The sequence below is a fragment of the Corynebacterium sp. HMSC30G07 genome (assembly GCF_001806945.1).
Taxonomy (GTDB): domain Bacteria; phylum Actinomycetota; class Actinomycetes; order Mycobacteriales; family Mycobacteriaceae; genus Corynebacterium; species Corynebacterium riegelii.
Genome location: NZ_KV786473.1, coordinates 42,557 through 55,645 on the forward strand (window position 1 = coordinate 42,557; position 13,089 = coordinate 55,645).

Genomic DNA, 13,089 nt, shown 5'->3' on the forward strand with positions numbered 1-13,089 from the left:
CAGCCTCATTGCAACCAAGGCCGTTTGTTACGGAAGTGAAAACCGCCACCTGGGTTTTTGCAAATGACCCCGGGGTCGCTTACAAAAATCCACCCGGGAACCACCCTCCAACGCCCTCCAGCTTTGTACGCTGCATGTTCCATCTGGGGGCATCTTAATATCAAAGTGTTACCATCGGGCCCGTTTGTGACAGAACCACTTTTGGAAGGAAACACAACTTCATGCCCAAAACCTTAAAAGTAGCGCTAGCGCTTGTTGGCCTGACGGTCGGCGCCGGCTTCGCGTCAGGCCAAGAAGTCATTCAATACTTTCTCTCGTTCGGTTATTGGGGCATCGTAGGTGCGGCCATTGCGGGCGCCGCCATCGCCATCTTCAGTGGCTGGGTCTACCAGCTTGGCTCCTACTACATGGCTGATGACCACAGCGCGGTGTTCAAGAGCGTGTCGCGTCCGTGGGTGGCCAGGTACATGGACGTCACCACTATTTTTACGCTGTTCTGCATTGGCTTTGTCATGGTCGCCGGCGCGGGCGCTAACTTGCAGCAGCAGTTCGGTCTGGACACGTGGATTGGCTCGGCCATCATGGTGGTGCTGCTCCTGCTGTCGGGTTTGCTGGATATTGACAAGCTCACGGATGTGTTCTCGTTCATTACCCCGCTTTTGATCATCTGCTTGCTTGGCGCGTTTGCAATCACGTTGGCAAACATGCCGTCTGATTTCGCGCACATCAATGAGCTTGCAATGACCAACACGCAGGCTTCGGGCACGTTTGGTAACTGGTTTATTACCGCACTGAACTACGCCACGCTGGTCATGATTATGGACGCCTCCATGATGCTCGTCTTCGCCGGCTCCCACATGAACCCGGCCCAGGCGGGCAAGGGCGGCCTGCTCGGCGGCATCATGTTCGCGGTACTGCTGCTCATGCTCACGTTCATCCTGTTTGCCAACATGGAAAACGTCATGGGCGCAGATATGCCGCTGCTGATGGTCTTTGACAACATGCACCCGTCTATTGGCGTGTTCGTCTCCATCGTGATCTACCTGATGATTTACAACACTGCTGTTGGCATGTTCTACGCCATTGGTCGCCGCACTAGCCACAGCAACCCGAAGCGTTTCCGCCTGTACTACTTCTTGGCGGTGATGGTTGGTTTCGCGCTGTCCTTCATTGGCTTCGCCGATCTTGTTGGCTGGGTGTACCCGGTGCTTGGTTACCTTGGCCTGGTGCTTGGCGTGGCTATGGGTGTCGCGTGGTTCCGTGACCGCAAGAATATCCAGGATGAGACGGAGCGTCGCGAACGTCTTGCAGAGCTGGCTGAGACTCAGCTCGACCCGGCAATGGAGGATCTAACTCGTGCCGAGCGCGCTGAGGTTGATGAGCTGGCTGCGGATTCTCACGTGGACACGCAGGATCTGTGGCAGTCCGTGCAGGAGGAAGTTGCGGCTGACTTGCACGCGGATAGCTCCAGTGAATTCGATATTGCGGATACGCCTGCGCTCGACCCGGAGCACGAAGATTATGAGGGCGCGCCTGAGGCCAAGGGCGATGAGATTCACTGGGAGGCGTACGAGGAAATGTACAAAACTGGTGAGTTCCCGGCCGTAAAGCCTGAAACGAAGTAGCACTTCGCTTGTCAACGCCCAAACGCAAAACCCCTACCAACCGCGCACCCAACGGGTAACGCACTGGTAGGGGTTTTCGTCTCCTCAGCGGGAGCACTACCAAGCGGGAGTTCTCCCCCGCTTACTCGGCGAGCTTCTTGGCAATCAGCTGGTTGACCTGGCCTGGGTCGGCCTTGCCCTGCGTTGCCTTCATCACGGCGCCAACGATGGCACCGGTGACCTTCTTATTGCCTGCGCGGTACTTCTCCACGATGTCCGGGTTGGCGGCCAGGGCTTCGTCGACGGCTTTCTCGATTGCGCCGTCGTCACGCACGACCTCAAGGCCACGGGCGGCGACAACCTCGTCGACGCTGCCCTCGCCAGCAATGACACCGTCGATGGCCTGGCGGCCCAGCTTGGTGGTCAGCTTGCCTTCCTTGACCAGCTCCACCACACGCGCAACATCAGCCGGGTTGACACCAAGCGCGTCCAGGTCCTTGCCCGCCTCATTGGCCTTGCCGTTGATGTAGGAGACCCACCAGGAACGGGCCTCGTCCGGAGTGGTGCCGGCCTCAACGGTGTCCACGATCAGATCCAATGCACCAGCGTTGACCAGGTCGCGGAATTCCTTCTCCGGCAGCTGCCACTCCTCCTGAATACGGGCGCGGCGCACCCACGGAAGCTCCGGCAGGGTTGCGCGGATTTCCTCAACCCACTCCGGCTTTGCAATCACCGGCGGCAGGTCAGGATCGTTGAAGTAGCGGTAGTCCGACGCCTCTTCCTTCGGACGCCCCTTGGAGGTGGAGCCGTCCTTCTCCTGGTAGTGGCGGGTCTCCTGGACGATCTCCTCGCCGTTTTCCAGCGCGGCGGCTTGGCGCTGCATCTCAAAGCGTACGGCCTGCTCGACCGATTTCAGGGAGTTGATGTTCTTCGTTTCGGTACGGGTGCCAAACTTCTCCTGGCCGATGGGGCGAAGGGAGACGTTAGCGTCGCAACGCATGCTGCCCTGGTCCATACGAGCATCGGAGACACCAAGTGCCTTCACCAGCTCGCGCAGGGCGCCAACGTAGGCCTTGGCAACCTCGGGGGCGCGCTCGCCAGCGCCGATGATCGGCTTGGTCACAATCTCAATGAGCGGGATGCCGGCACGGTTGCAGTCCACAAGCGACGCCGTCGCGCCCGTAATACGGCCGGACGCAGAACCCAGGTGGGTCAGCTTGCCGGTGTCTTCCTCCATGTGCGCGCGCTCGATCTCAACGCGCCACTCCGTGCCGTCCTCCAGCATGACGTCCAGGTAACCGTCGTACGCAATCGGCTCGTCATACTGGGAAATCTGGTAGTTCTTCGGCTGGTCCGGGTAGAAGTAGTTCTTCCGCGCAAACCGGGAAGACTCTGCAATCTTGCAGTTCAGCGCCAAGCCGATCTTGATGGCCCACTCCACGCCCTTCGCGTTCACCACCGGCAGTGCGCCAGGAAGACCCAGCGAAACCGGGTCAATGTTCGTGTTCGGCGCCGCACCAAAGTGTGCGGAGGCGGTGGAAAACATCTTCGTCTCAGTGGCAAGCTCGACGTGCACCTCAAGACCCATAACCGGGTCGTACTTTTCCAGTACCTCGTCGTAATCCATCAGGTCATACGCAGTCATGCCGGTCAGTCTACTGCCCCACCCCACACGCCCGCGCTACAGCTCGCCGCGTCGCTCGATCCAAACAAAAGCTGCGGTCTTTTCACGGCCCACTGAGAGCCCATTGCTTATCGACGCCACATTGCCCCCATGCACCGTCCCCCACAACGTATCCCCTGCCTCGGCTGGCAATACGCGGCACAACAGTTGCATCGCAGCAGAGCCGAAACCACGGCCCCGGGCATGATTATCAAGCAGGATTTCGTAGACCTGGAAACCGCGCATGCCGTTCGCATCATCACGCGCGGCGGCAATGATGCCCGCGTGCTGCCCGTCAATCTCAATGGTGCACAGCGCGCCTGTCTCCGCGCAGCTTGTCAGCTGCTCAAGCGTTGCCGCTTCAGTCCACGTGGCAACTTCGGGCGTTTGCTTAATCACGCGGGCAAGCACCTCATCGGCATAGGTAACTATCTCGGCCGGTTCTGCAGGTACCAGCCGCACGCGCTCGCACTGTGGCCGCAACGGCCGCTTACAAAGCTGCGAGACAAGACCCGCGATAATCCACTGGTCCACGTCAACATCTGCGGGCGGGTCCGGCAGTTCGAAGCGGATGGCAAGCGGCACAAACTCGGCGAACTCCCGGTGGAGCTTTTTCGCATACGGCACCAAAGCGTCGTACTGCGGAGGCAACGAGGTGGCTACAACGCTTACAAACGGCTTTTGCGGATCCAGTCCAAGAAACCGGATACCGGCTACACACCAGTTGCCGTCGTTGAACTCGATGTGCCGGTTTGCCCACGCCAACGGGTCTGACACATCGGGACCGCCGAGGGTGCGGAGGTGGTCTCTAAAACCTGCGCCAAATTCCGTGTTGGCTACGTGGTCAGCTTGGGGGCGCATTTCTTGCGTGGCTAGTAGAAGCCGCTCTTCTGGGCCGTACCACTGGCGCAACCTGCTCGGCATCCATGCCTCGTAGCGCTCAGCCATTTGTTCGAGCAACGTCATGTGTGTGTCTTCCGTTAGTGTCAAACTGACCAAAACCCGAGCTGAAACGGGCTAGGTTAGACGCATGTGGACTGATGAAGTGCGAAAACTGAAGCAAGAGAAAAACGCCGTGATTTTGGCGCACAACTACCAAATCCCGGAGATTCAAGACATCGCCGACTTTACAGGCGACTCGCTTGCGCTGTCCCGCATCGCGGCGAAAACCGATGCGGATGTGATCGTCTTTTGCGGTGTGCACTTCATGGCGGAAAGTGCGAAGATCTTAAGCCCCGACAAGACCGTGCTCATCCCAGATGCGGATGCTGGCTGCTCGCTGGCGGACTCCATTACTGCCGATCAGCTGCGTGAATGGAAGGCGCAGCATCCGGACGCGCTGGTAGTCAGCTACGTCAACACCACCGCAGAGGTCAAGGCGCTAACTGATATCTGCTGCACCTCTTCCAATGCGGTTGATGTGGTCAACTCCATCGACCCGGATCAGGAGATCCTCTTCTGCCCCGACCAGTTCCTAGGCGCCCACGTCAAGCGTGAGACTGGGCGTGAGAACATCCGCATTTGGGCTGGTGAGTGCCACGTCCACGCCGGTATCAACGGCAAGGACCTGGCGGACCAGGCGGCCGCACACCCGGATGCGCCGCTGTACATCCACCCGGAGTGCGGCTGCGCCAACTCCGCAATCTACCTGGCGGGCGAGGGCGTGATTGATCCGCAGCGTGTGCACATGCTCTCTACTGGCGGCATGCTTGAGCAGGCTGGTCGGGATACTGAGGGCACGGTGCTGGTGGCTACTGAGGTAGGCATGTTGCACCAGTTGCAGCAAGCTTCGCCTGCGGTTGATTTCCAGCCGGTCAACCCCAAGGCGTCATGCACGTACATGAAGATGATTACCCCGGAGAAGTTGGTCTCTTCGCTGCGGGAGATGCGCGATGAGGTCACGGTGCCGGAGGATGTGGCGGCGAAGGCTCGACAGTCGCTGGAGCGCATGATTGCCATTGGTAACCCGGGTAGTGGGGAGTAGAACGCAGATGCAACCTCTAGATAAAGAAGCAACGCTACGCCTAATCCGCATCGGCTTAGAGGAGGATTTCGCACACGGCCCCGACGCTACGACGGAAGCCACCATCGACGCGGACGCAGTACTGACCACCCACGTCGTCCCACGCCAACCGGGCGTAGTGGCGGGTCTAGACGTGATCGCCTGGATCATGCAAGAGATCAGCCCGGAAATCCGCGTCACCATGCACGCGAACGACGGCGACAAGGTTGCCCCCGGAACAAAGCTCGCAACCGTGAGCGGTCCTGCCCGCCCGATCCTCTCGGCGGAGCGCACCATGCTGAATCTGCTGACCTACGCCAGCGGCATTGCCACGCAAACGCAGCAGTGGACTGATGCGCTGGCCGGCACTGGCGCCAAAGTGCGCGACTCACGCAAGACGCTTCCCGGCTACCGCGACTTTGCCAAATACGCCGTGCGCTGCGGCGGTGGCGTAAACCACCGCATGAGCCTGGGCGATAGCGCCCTGATTAAAGACAACCACGTGGCAGGTGTTGGCAGCGTGGCGCAAGCTTACCGTCGTACGGCGGAAGCATTTCCGGACCTGCCCCGCGAGGTAGAAGTAGACACCCTCGCCCAGCTTGAAGAAGTCCTCGCTCTGCACCCTGACTTGGTCATGCTGGACAACTTCAGCGTGGACACCACACGTCAAGCCGTGGAGCTGCGCAACCGGCTCTCGCCGAACACGCGGCTGGAATCCTCCGGAGGCTTAAGCCTTGACGTGGCGCGCGCGTACGCCGAAACCGGCGTGGACTTTCTCGCCGTCGGCGCGCTAACGCACTCGGTGCGCATCCTCGACATAGGCCTGGATGCCGAGGAAGGCTAGATGAAAATCTAGCCGAACAAATTTAGCCGAACATGCTGCGCGCCGTCTTGTAGCGCGCTTCCGGCACCTGCTTCAAGTGCGCCACGGCAGACTCCAGCGGCACCAGGTCGATGTTCTCGCCATGGAGTGCCACACAGGTGTCAAAGTTGCCCTCGTGTGCTGCGCGCGCTGCGTGCACGCCGTAGCGGGTGGCAAGCACACGGTCGTAGGCAGTGGGCGTGCCGCCGCGCTGGATGTGGCCGAGCACGGTGGTGCGTACGTCGTAGCCGAGGCGGCGCTTAATTTCGTCCCCAATAATCTGGCCCATGCCGTTGAAGGTCTTGTGGCCAAACTCATCTTCCTCGCCCAGACCTGCGTCCATCGTCCCTTCCTTGGGCACAGCGCCCTCGGCGACCACGATGATGCCGTACTTCTCCCCCATCTGGAAGCGGCGCTCCATGGCTTTGCAGATCTCTTCAATGTCGAAGGGTTCTTCCGGGATCACGGTGTAGTGCGCGCCACCAGCCATGCCCGCGTGCAGGGCGATCCAGCCGACGTGGCGGCCCATAACCTCCACGATCAGGATGCGGTTGTGCGATTCCGCGGTGGTGTGCAGGCGGTCAATCGCGTCTGTTGCCACAGACACCGCGGTGTCAAAGCCGAAGGTGTAGTCCGTCGCGGCCACGTCATTGTCAATGGTCTTCGGCACACCGACTACCGGGATGCCGTTGTCTGCCAACCACTTTGCACCTTTGAGCGTGCCTTCGCCGCCGATGGCGATAAGGGCGTCCACCTCAGCGTCTGCAAGATTGGCCTTGATCTGGTCAATGCCTGCCTTGAACTTGTCGGGGTGCAGGCGGCCGGTGCCCAAGATGGTGCCGCCGCGTAGGAGGATGGAGTCAATGTAGGCGTCGTCGTAGAGGTCCACCCTGCGGTCCTCCATCAGGCCTACCCAGCCGTCGAGGTAGCCGACCACGGTGGAGCCGTACTCCGCGCTGGCCGTTCGCACGATTCCTCGAATTACAGCATTCAGTCCCGGGCAGTCGCCGCCTGAAGTCAAAGTGGCAAGTCGCATGGTTCCCAGCCTAGCGCGCCACCCCATGGGGCTTCATGCTTAGCGACGCCACCGCCCCCACCACCATCGCCCCCAACGGCAGCACCAGCGCTTTTGCAGCAGTCGCGTCGATCTCCCCCGACGCCAGCACTGCTCCAACCAGCGCGACACCCACCACGCTGCCTACCTGGCGCGCCGTGTTGTAGAGCCCCGAGGCCGCGCCGGTGTGCGCGCCGTCAATACCCCGCATGGTCAGCGCTGCGTTCGGCGCCCACACGAATGCCCCGCCGATACCCAGAAGCGAGGTCACCGCGGCAAACCATGCAACGGGCGCCCCGGCGTTAATCAGTGCAACGGCCAACGCAAGGCCCGCCGCGCACACACTAAAGCCCGCAACGCACAGCTTGCCTGGGTCCATACGGTCCGTGAGGTAGCCGGCAACCGGGGTCAAGGCGAGTGCGAATAAGGACATGGGCACGGTGACAAGCCCTGCCGTGGTTGGCATTGCGCCCGCAACCGTTTGCAGCCAATACATCAGGGGGATGAACATGGATGCCACCGAAAAGCCCATCATGGCCACACCTATCGTGCCCAGCGCAAAGGCCCTACCGCTGAGAAGCCCGATTGGCAGGAACCCACCGTCGGTGCCGTTGCGTGCAGAAAGCACGAGCGACATCACCAGCAGCAAGCCGAGAAGGATCGAAGGCCACTGGCCGAACTGGATGCCGTAGACCAAACACCCAAGGCCGCCGAACGATAGCAGCACGGGCAGAAGCGTCACCTGCTGCTGCCCGCGCGGCAGCGCTGGCAAGGCAATCAAGCCAGCCACCAGTGCCGCAACCCCCAGCCCCGCTTGGGCGTAAAACGCCGCGCGCCAGCCGTAGCTTTCCGCAACAGCACCGCCAGCCACGGGTCCCAGCATGGAGGCCACTGAGCCAATCACGCCCCAGGCAGCAAACGCTCGGCCTTGCTTGTCATCGGCAAACACCCGCGGGATCAGCCCGAACGCTTGCGGCAGGAACACCGCCGCGCCAAAGCCCTGCAACGCACGCGCTGCCACCAAAGAGCCAAAAGACCACGAGGCACCCGCCAATCCCAAACCCAGGACGTAGACGCACAAGCCGGCAAGGAACATGCGGCGCTGCCCGTAGACGTCTCCAAGACGGCCCGTGGCGGGCATCGGTGCCACCGTGCACAGCAGGTAGATGGAGGTCAGCCAGACGGCGCTTTTCACGTCGAAAGGCAAAAGCGGCGTGATCACGGGCATGAAGCCCTGATCAATCAGGACAAGAAAATACCCCGCAGCCAAGGCTGCGAGGGTATTCCAAGGATTAACGGCCGGCTTCAAAAGCGGCACCCACGCGGTAGAGGCGCGCGTCCTCAAACGCCGGGGCGATCAGCTGCAGACCAACCGGAAGGCCGGTGTCTGACGCCTTACCAGCCGGCACGGACATGCCCGGCAGGCCAGCCAAGTTCAGCGGCAGGGTGAACAGGTCAAAGTTGTACATCGCCAACGGATCATCCACCTTCTCCCCCAGCTTGAACGCCGTGGACGGCACAGCTGGGCCAGCGATGACGTCAACCTGCTCGAAGGCACGCTTCAAGTCCTGCGCGATCATCGTGCGCACGCGTTGTGCCTGCAGGTAGTACGCGTCGTAGTAACCAACAGACAGCGCGTAGGTGCCCAGGATTACGCGGCGCTTGACCTCAGGGCCGAAACCTGCGCCACGAGAGGCCGCCATGACCTCCTCAGCGGAACGGGTGCCGTCATCGCCGACGCGCAGGCCGTAACGCATACCGTCGAAACGAGCCAGGTTCGAGCTGACCTCAGACATCTGGATGATGTAGTAGGCACCCATCACGTCATCGAAGCTCGGGCAGTCAACCTCAACGATCTCCGCGCCCTGGCGCTCAAACTGCGCAAAGGCTTCATCGATCAGCTCAGCCACGCCAGCCTGCGTGCCCGGGCGGTTGAACTGCTTCACGCGGCCAATCTTCACGCCCGTAAGGTCGCCGGATGCGCCCTCACGCGCCGCATCTGCACACTTGGGTACCTCGCGGTCCACGCTGGTTGCGTCGAACTCGTCGTGGCCTGCAATGATCTCGTGCAACAGTGCCGTATCAAGCACGTTATTGGCACACGGGCCGACCTGATCCAGCGAGGAGGCACAGGCGATGACGCCGTAGCGCGACACGCCACCGTAGGTTGGCTTCACGCCCACCGTGCCGGTCAAAGATGCCGGCTGGCGGATCGAGCCGCCGGTGTCCGTACCAATGCCCAGCGGTGCCTCACCGGCGGCCAGCGCAGCAGCGGTACCGCCACCGGAACCACCCGGCACGCGCTCCAAGTCGTGTGGGTTCTTCGTCGGCTTGTAGGCAGAGTTCTCCGTAGAGGAACCCATGGCGAACTCATCTAGGTTGGTCTTGCCCAGGATCGGGATACCAGCCTCGCGCAGCTTGGTCACCACAGTTGCGTCGTACGGGCTCATGTAGCCCTCAAGCATTTTGGATGCCGCAGTCGTCGGCGCATCCGTAGTCACCAGCAGGTCTTTAAGCGCCAGCGGCACACCAGCAAGCGCAGAAGCCGGCTCCTCGCCGCTCTTCACCTGCTCATCCACCTTGTCGGCCACAGCAAGCGCTTCCTCCACACCAACGTGCAGGAATGCACCGATCTCACCGTCAACCTCGGCGATACGGTCCAAAAACGCCTCGGTGACCTCACGCGAAGTCACCTCGCCAGCTTGGATCATGGCAGCCAGCTCGTGTGCCGGCTTCGAAATCAGGCCCTCGGCAGGAATCGTGTACTGGGTCATAGTTCTTAATCTCCCTCTCCGAGAATCTGCGGCACAACGAAGCGTTCGTCTTCCACGGCCGGAGCCTGGTCCAGCGCTTGCGCCTGGGTCAGCGTCTTCTTCTCCACGTCTGCGCGCATGCCCGCGTCGATGGAGTGCGGGTGGCTCATCGGGGTAACCCCCTCGGTGTCCACGCCCTGGACCTTCGAAACAGCATCCACAATCGTGTCTAGCTGCTTCGCAATATCGTCGAGTTCCTCATCATTCAGCGCGATTCGAGCAAGGCGCGCAATGCGCGCGACCTCGTCGCGGGAAATCTCAGCCACAGTCGTTATATCCCTTCCACGTCACGTGGGTTGCGTTTAACGGGGATCATCTTACGTCACGCCTACACAACCACCGGCACAACTACCGGCCAGCCCCGGTTGCTATAAAGGAGTTCATGTCCTATCTCATCCGCGTAACCCTTCCGAACGTCCCCGGCAGCCTTGGTCAGCTGGCCGAAGCGTTTGGCATTGTGGACGCTGACATTAACTCCGTGGACATTGTGGAAACCTCGCTAGATGGCACCGTAACCGATGACATCGTGGTGACACTTCCCACTGGCGTCATGGTAGACACGCTGATTACCGCCGTAGCCTCGGTTGAGGGTGCGGAGGTGGATTCCATCCGCCCGTTTACGGGTCGTGTGGACCGCCGCGGACAGATTGAGATGCTTGCAAAGATTGCGGATTGTTCCAGCCGCGTCAACGACACGTTGGATGAGCTGGTCAATGTCATGCCGGGTGCGGTTACCTCCTCCTGGGCGGTCGTGCTGCGTGATACCCCCGATGGGCTTGCCCGGGTCGCCGCCTCCCCGGCCGCACCGGAGGATGATGGTTCCCACCCGAGCATGCCGCTTATCGACGCAGCACGGGTCCTCCAACCCGACTACGACGAATGGGCGCCAGAGCCGTGGTTCCAACTCGGTACCGCGCTGACTATTACTCCGCTCAACGGCACCGACATGGTGCTGGTCATCGGGCGTGTTGGCGGGCCTGACTACCTGGCATCTGAGGTCCGTGAGATCGGCGATCTGGGCCGCATCGTCGGCGCGATGCTGCGCTAGAAGTACCGCGCGCCTTATGCAAGCGCGTCTGGGCCGCCCTCAAGCAGTTGCACAAACTGCGCCTCGGTGAGAATCGGCCGCCCCAGCTCCTCGGCCTTTGCGGCCTTGGAGCCGGCGTTTTCACCAACCACCACGTAGTCAGTTTTCTTCGATACCGAACCTGCTGCCTTGCCGCCGCGTGACAGGATCGCTTCCTTAATCTCGTCGCGAGTAAAGCCCTCCAGCGTGCCGGTGGCAACGATGGTCAGGCCCTCCAGCGTCTGCGGGGCGCGCTCTTCCTCGTCCGACTCCATGGTCACCCCGGCGGCTGCCCAGGCATCCACGATCGCCTGGTGCCAATCAACCGTGAACCATTCCTTAAACGACGCTGCAATCACCTCGCCAACACCGTCAGTCTCGGCAAGGTCCTCCACGGGGGCGTCCATAAGCGCCTGCAACGAGTGGTAGCGCGTGGCAAGGGCGCGGGCCGCGGTGGGACCGACGTGGCGGATAGACAGCGCGGTGATCACCCGCCACAGATCCGCGTGACGCGCGGTCTCAAGGTTGGCCAACAGCTTCTTGCCAGCAGCGTTGACTGCGCCGTCTTTACGCGTGTACGCGCTGGACTTCTTCAGGTCTTCCTCGGTGAGGTCGAACAGCTTCGCCTCATCTTCAAGCACACCGGACGCGATCAAGTCCTGAGCGCCCTTCTCCCCCAGTGCCTCAATGTCAAAGACGCCGCGGGATGCGATGTACTCCAGCCGCGTCGCCAGCTGCGCCGGACAGGAGCGGGTGTTGGGGCAGCGCCAGTCGGCGTCCCCCTCCTTCGCAGGGGCCAGCTTCGTGCCACACGACGGGCAATTCTCCGGGTAGACGAACTCGCGCTCGGTGCCGTCGCGAAGATCAGCAACGGGGCCCAAGACCTCCGGGATGATCTCGCCGGCCTTGCGCACCACCACCGTGTCCCCGATCAACACACCCTTGCGCTTGACCTCGTGCTGGTTGTGCAGGGTGGCCATGGAGACCGTGGAGCCAGAGACAAACACCGGCTCTAGCACTGCAAACGGGGTTGCGCGCCCAGTGCGGCCCACAGAGACCTCGATGTCCAGCAGCTTCGTGGTCACTTCCTGCGGCGGGTACTTGTACGCAATCGCCCAACGCGGCGCGCGCGAGGTAGCACCCAGCGCACGCTGCTCGGCCACGGAATCCACCTTGACTACAAGGCCATCCATCTCATGGATCGCGTCATTGCGGTGCTCGCCCCAGTACTTGACCGCCTTGATTACGTCCTCGGCGGTTTCCGCCTGGCGCGTGTACTCGCTGACCGGCAGCCCCCACTCCGCAAGCTTCAGGTAGGCCTCGTGCTGCGTTTGCGGGTTGAAGCCCTCGCGCGCGCCGATACCGTGGCAGATCATGCGAAGCTTGCGCTTCTTCACATCCTCCGGGTTCTTCTGACGCAAGCCACCTGCTGCCGTGTTGCGCGGGTTGGCAAACGGCTTGCCGCCTTCCTTCTGGCGCAGCTCATTGAGCTCCGGGAAGTCCTCGGGACGGATAAACACCTCGCCGCGCACCTCAAGGAAAGCCGGGGCGTCACCTTTAAGCGTGTGCGGGATGTCCTCGATCACTCGTGCGTTGGCGGTGATGTCTTCGCCCGTCACACCGTCGCCACGCGTGGCAGCACGGGTGAGCTCACCGTTTTCATACACCAGGTCAATGGACAACCCGTCGATCTTCAGCTCAGTGAGGTACGGGCCAGGAGTCTTGGCCAGCCAATCACGCATCTCCTCTTCAGAGAAAACGTTGTCCAGGCTCATCATGCGCTCTGGGTGGGTGACGTCCGTAAACGCACCGTCATTCACTGGAGCGCCGACTTCCTTGGTCGGGGAATCCGGTACGGCTAGCTCCGGGTGCTCCTCTTCAAGCGCCTGCAGGCGACGAAACAGCTCATCAAACTCACCGTCCGAAATCACCGGCTGGCCGTTGTAGTACAGGTCCCGGTGGTGGCGGACCTCCCCCGCTAGCTGGTCCCATTCGCGCTGCAAATCTTGAAGTTCGCTCATGGGC

11 protein-coding genes are annotated in these 13,089 nt (G+C 61.5%); 4 read left to right on the forward strand and 7 right to left on the reverse strand.

Features of this window, described 5'->3' with window-relative positions:
• The first annotated feature begins 221 nt into the window (after positions 1–221).
• Positions 222–1,625, forward strand: coding sequence for a YkvI family membrane protein (locus HMPREF3104_RS08410; RefSeq protein ID WP_052204597.1), 1,404 nt, complete (start codon positions 222–224; stop codon positions 1,623–1,625).
• A gap of 121 nt (positions 1,626–1,746) precedes the next feature.
• Here the strand turns inward: HMPREF3104_RS08410 and gatB are convergent, their stop codons facing one another.
• Both gatB and HMPREF3104_RS08420 read right to left on the reverse strand, forming a co-directional pair.
• Positions 1,747–3,249: an Asp-tRNA(Asn)/Glu-tRNA(Gln) amidotransferase subunit GatB gene (gatB, locus tag HMPREF3104_RS08415; RefSeq protein ID WP_070495164.1), complete on the reverse strand. Its 1,503-nt coding sequence runs from the start codon at positions 3,247–3,249 to the stop codon at positions 1,747–1,749.
• A gap of 36 nt (positions 3,250–3,285) precedes the next feature.
• Positions 3,286–4,233 (reverse strand): GNAT family N-acetyltransferase, encoded by a 948-nt coding sequence (locus tag HMPREF3104_RS08420; protein ID WP_070495165.1) that lies wholly within the window; start codon positions 4,231–4,233, stop codon positions 3,286–3,288.
• Between the two features lie 64 nt (positions 4,234–4,297).
• Here HMPREF3104_RS08420 and nadA point away from each other — a divergent pair, with 64 nt between their 5' ends.
• Both nadA and nadC read left to right on the forward strand, forming a co-directional pair.
• Positions 4,298–5,251, forward strand: coding sequence for a quinolinate synthase NadA (gene nadA / locus HMPREF3104_RS08425; RefSeq protein WP_070495166.1), 954 nt, complete (start codon positions 4,298–4,300; stop codon positions 5,249–5,251).
• Positions 5,252–5,258: 7 nt separating this feature from the next.
• Entirely contained in the window at positions 5,259–6,113 is an 855-nt protein-coding gene (gene nadC, locus HMPREF3104_RS08430) for a carboxylating nicotinate-nucleotide diphosphorylase (protein ID WP_070495167.1), read from the forward strand.
• A 22-nt stretch (positions 6,114–6,135) separates the two neighbouring features.
• On the opposite strand, the gene HMPREF3104_RS08435 is transcribed toward nadC, so the two are convergent.
• The 4 genes from HMPREF3104_RS08435 to gatC are packed head-to-tail and all read right to left on the reverse strand — an operon-like array spanning position 6,136 to position 10,264.
• Positions 6,136–7,167, reverse strand: a complete 1,032-nt coding sequence (locus tag HMPREF3104_RS08435) for a 6-phosphofructokinase (RefSeq protein ID WP_052206375.1) — start codon at positions 7,165–7,167, stop codon at positions 6,136–6,138.
• A 10-nt stretch (positions 7,168–7,177) separates the two neighbouring features.
• Positions 7,178–8,455 (reverse strand): MFS transporter, encoded by a 1,278-nt coding sequence (locus tag HMPREF3104_RS08440; RefSeq protein WP_246816398.1) that lies wholly within the window; start codon positions 8,453–8,455, stop codon positions 7,178–7,180.
• A gap of 22 nt (positions 8,456–8,477) precedes the next feature.
• The gene (gene gatA / locus HMPREF3104_RS08445; RefSeq protein ID WP_070495168.1) at positions 8,478–9,959 is read right to left on the reverse strand and encodes an Asp-tRNA(Asn)/Glu-tRNA(Gln) amidotransferase subunit GatA; all 1,482 of its coding nucleotides are present in this window, start codon (positions 9,957–9,959) and stop codon (positions 8,478–8,480) included.
• 5 nt (positions 9,960–9,964) lie between these two features.
• Entirely contained in the window at positions 9,965–10,264 is a 300-nt protein-coding gene (gene gatC / locus HMPREF3104_RS08450; protein WP_052204608.1) for an Asp-tRNA(Asn)/Glu-tRNA(Gln) amidotransferase subunit GatC, read from the reverse strand.
• A gap of 116 nt (positions 10,265–10,380) precedes the next feature.
• On the opposite strand from gatC, the gene HMPREF3104_RS08455 reads away from it, so the two are divergent.
• A complete protein-coding gene (locus HMPREF3104_RS08455) occupies positions 10,381–11,046 on the forward strand; it encodes an ACT domain-containing protein (RefSeq protein ID WP_052204610.1) in 666 nt (221 codons plus the stop codon).
• Positions 11,047–11,060: 14 nt separating this feature from the next.
• Here the strand turns inward: HMPREF3104_RS08455 and ligA are convergent, their stop codons facing one another.
• A complete protein-coding gene (ligA, locus tag HMPREF3104_RS08460) occupies positions 11,061–13,085 on the reverse strand; it encodes an NAD-dependent DNA ligase LigA (protein WP_070495169.1) in 2,025 nt (674 codons plus the stop codon).
• Between the last annotated feature and the right edge of the window lie 4 nt (positions 13,086–13,089).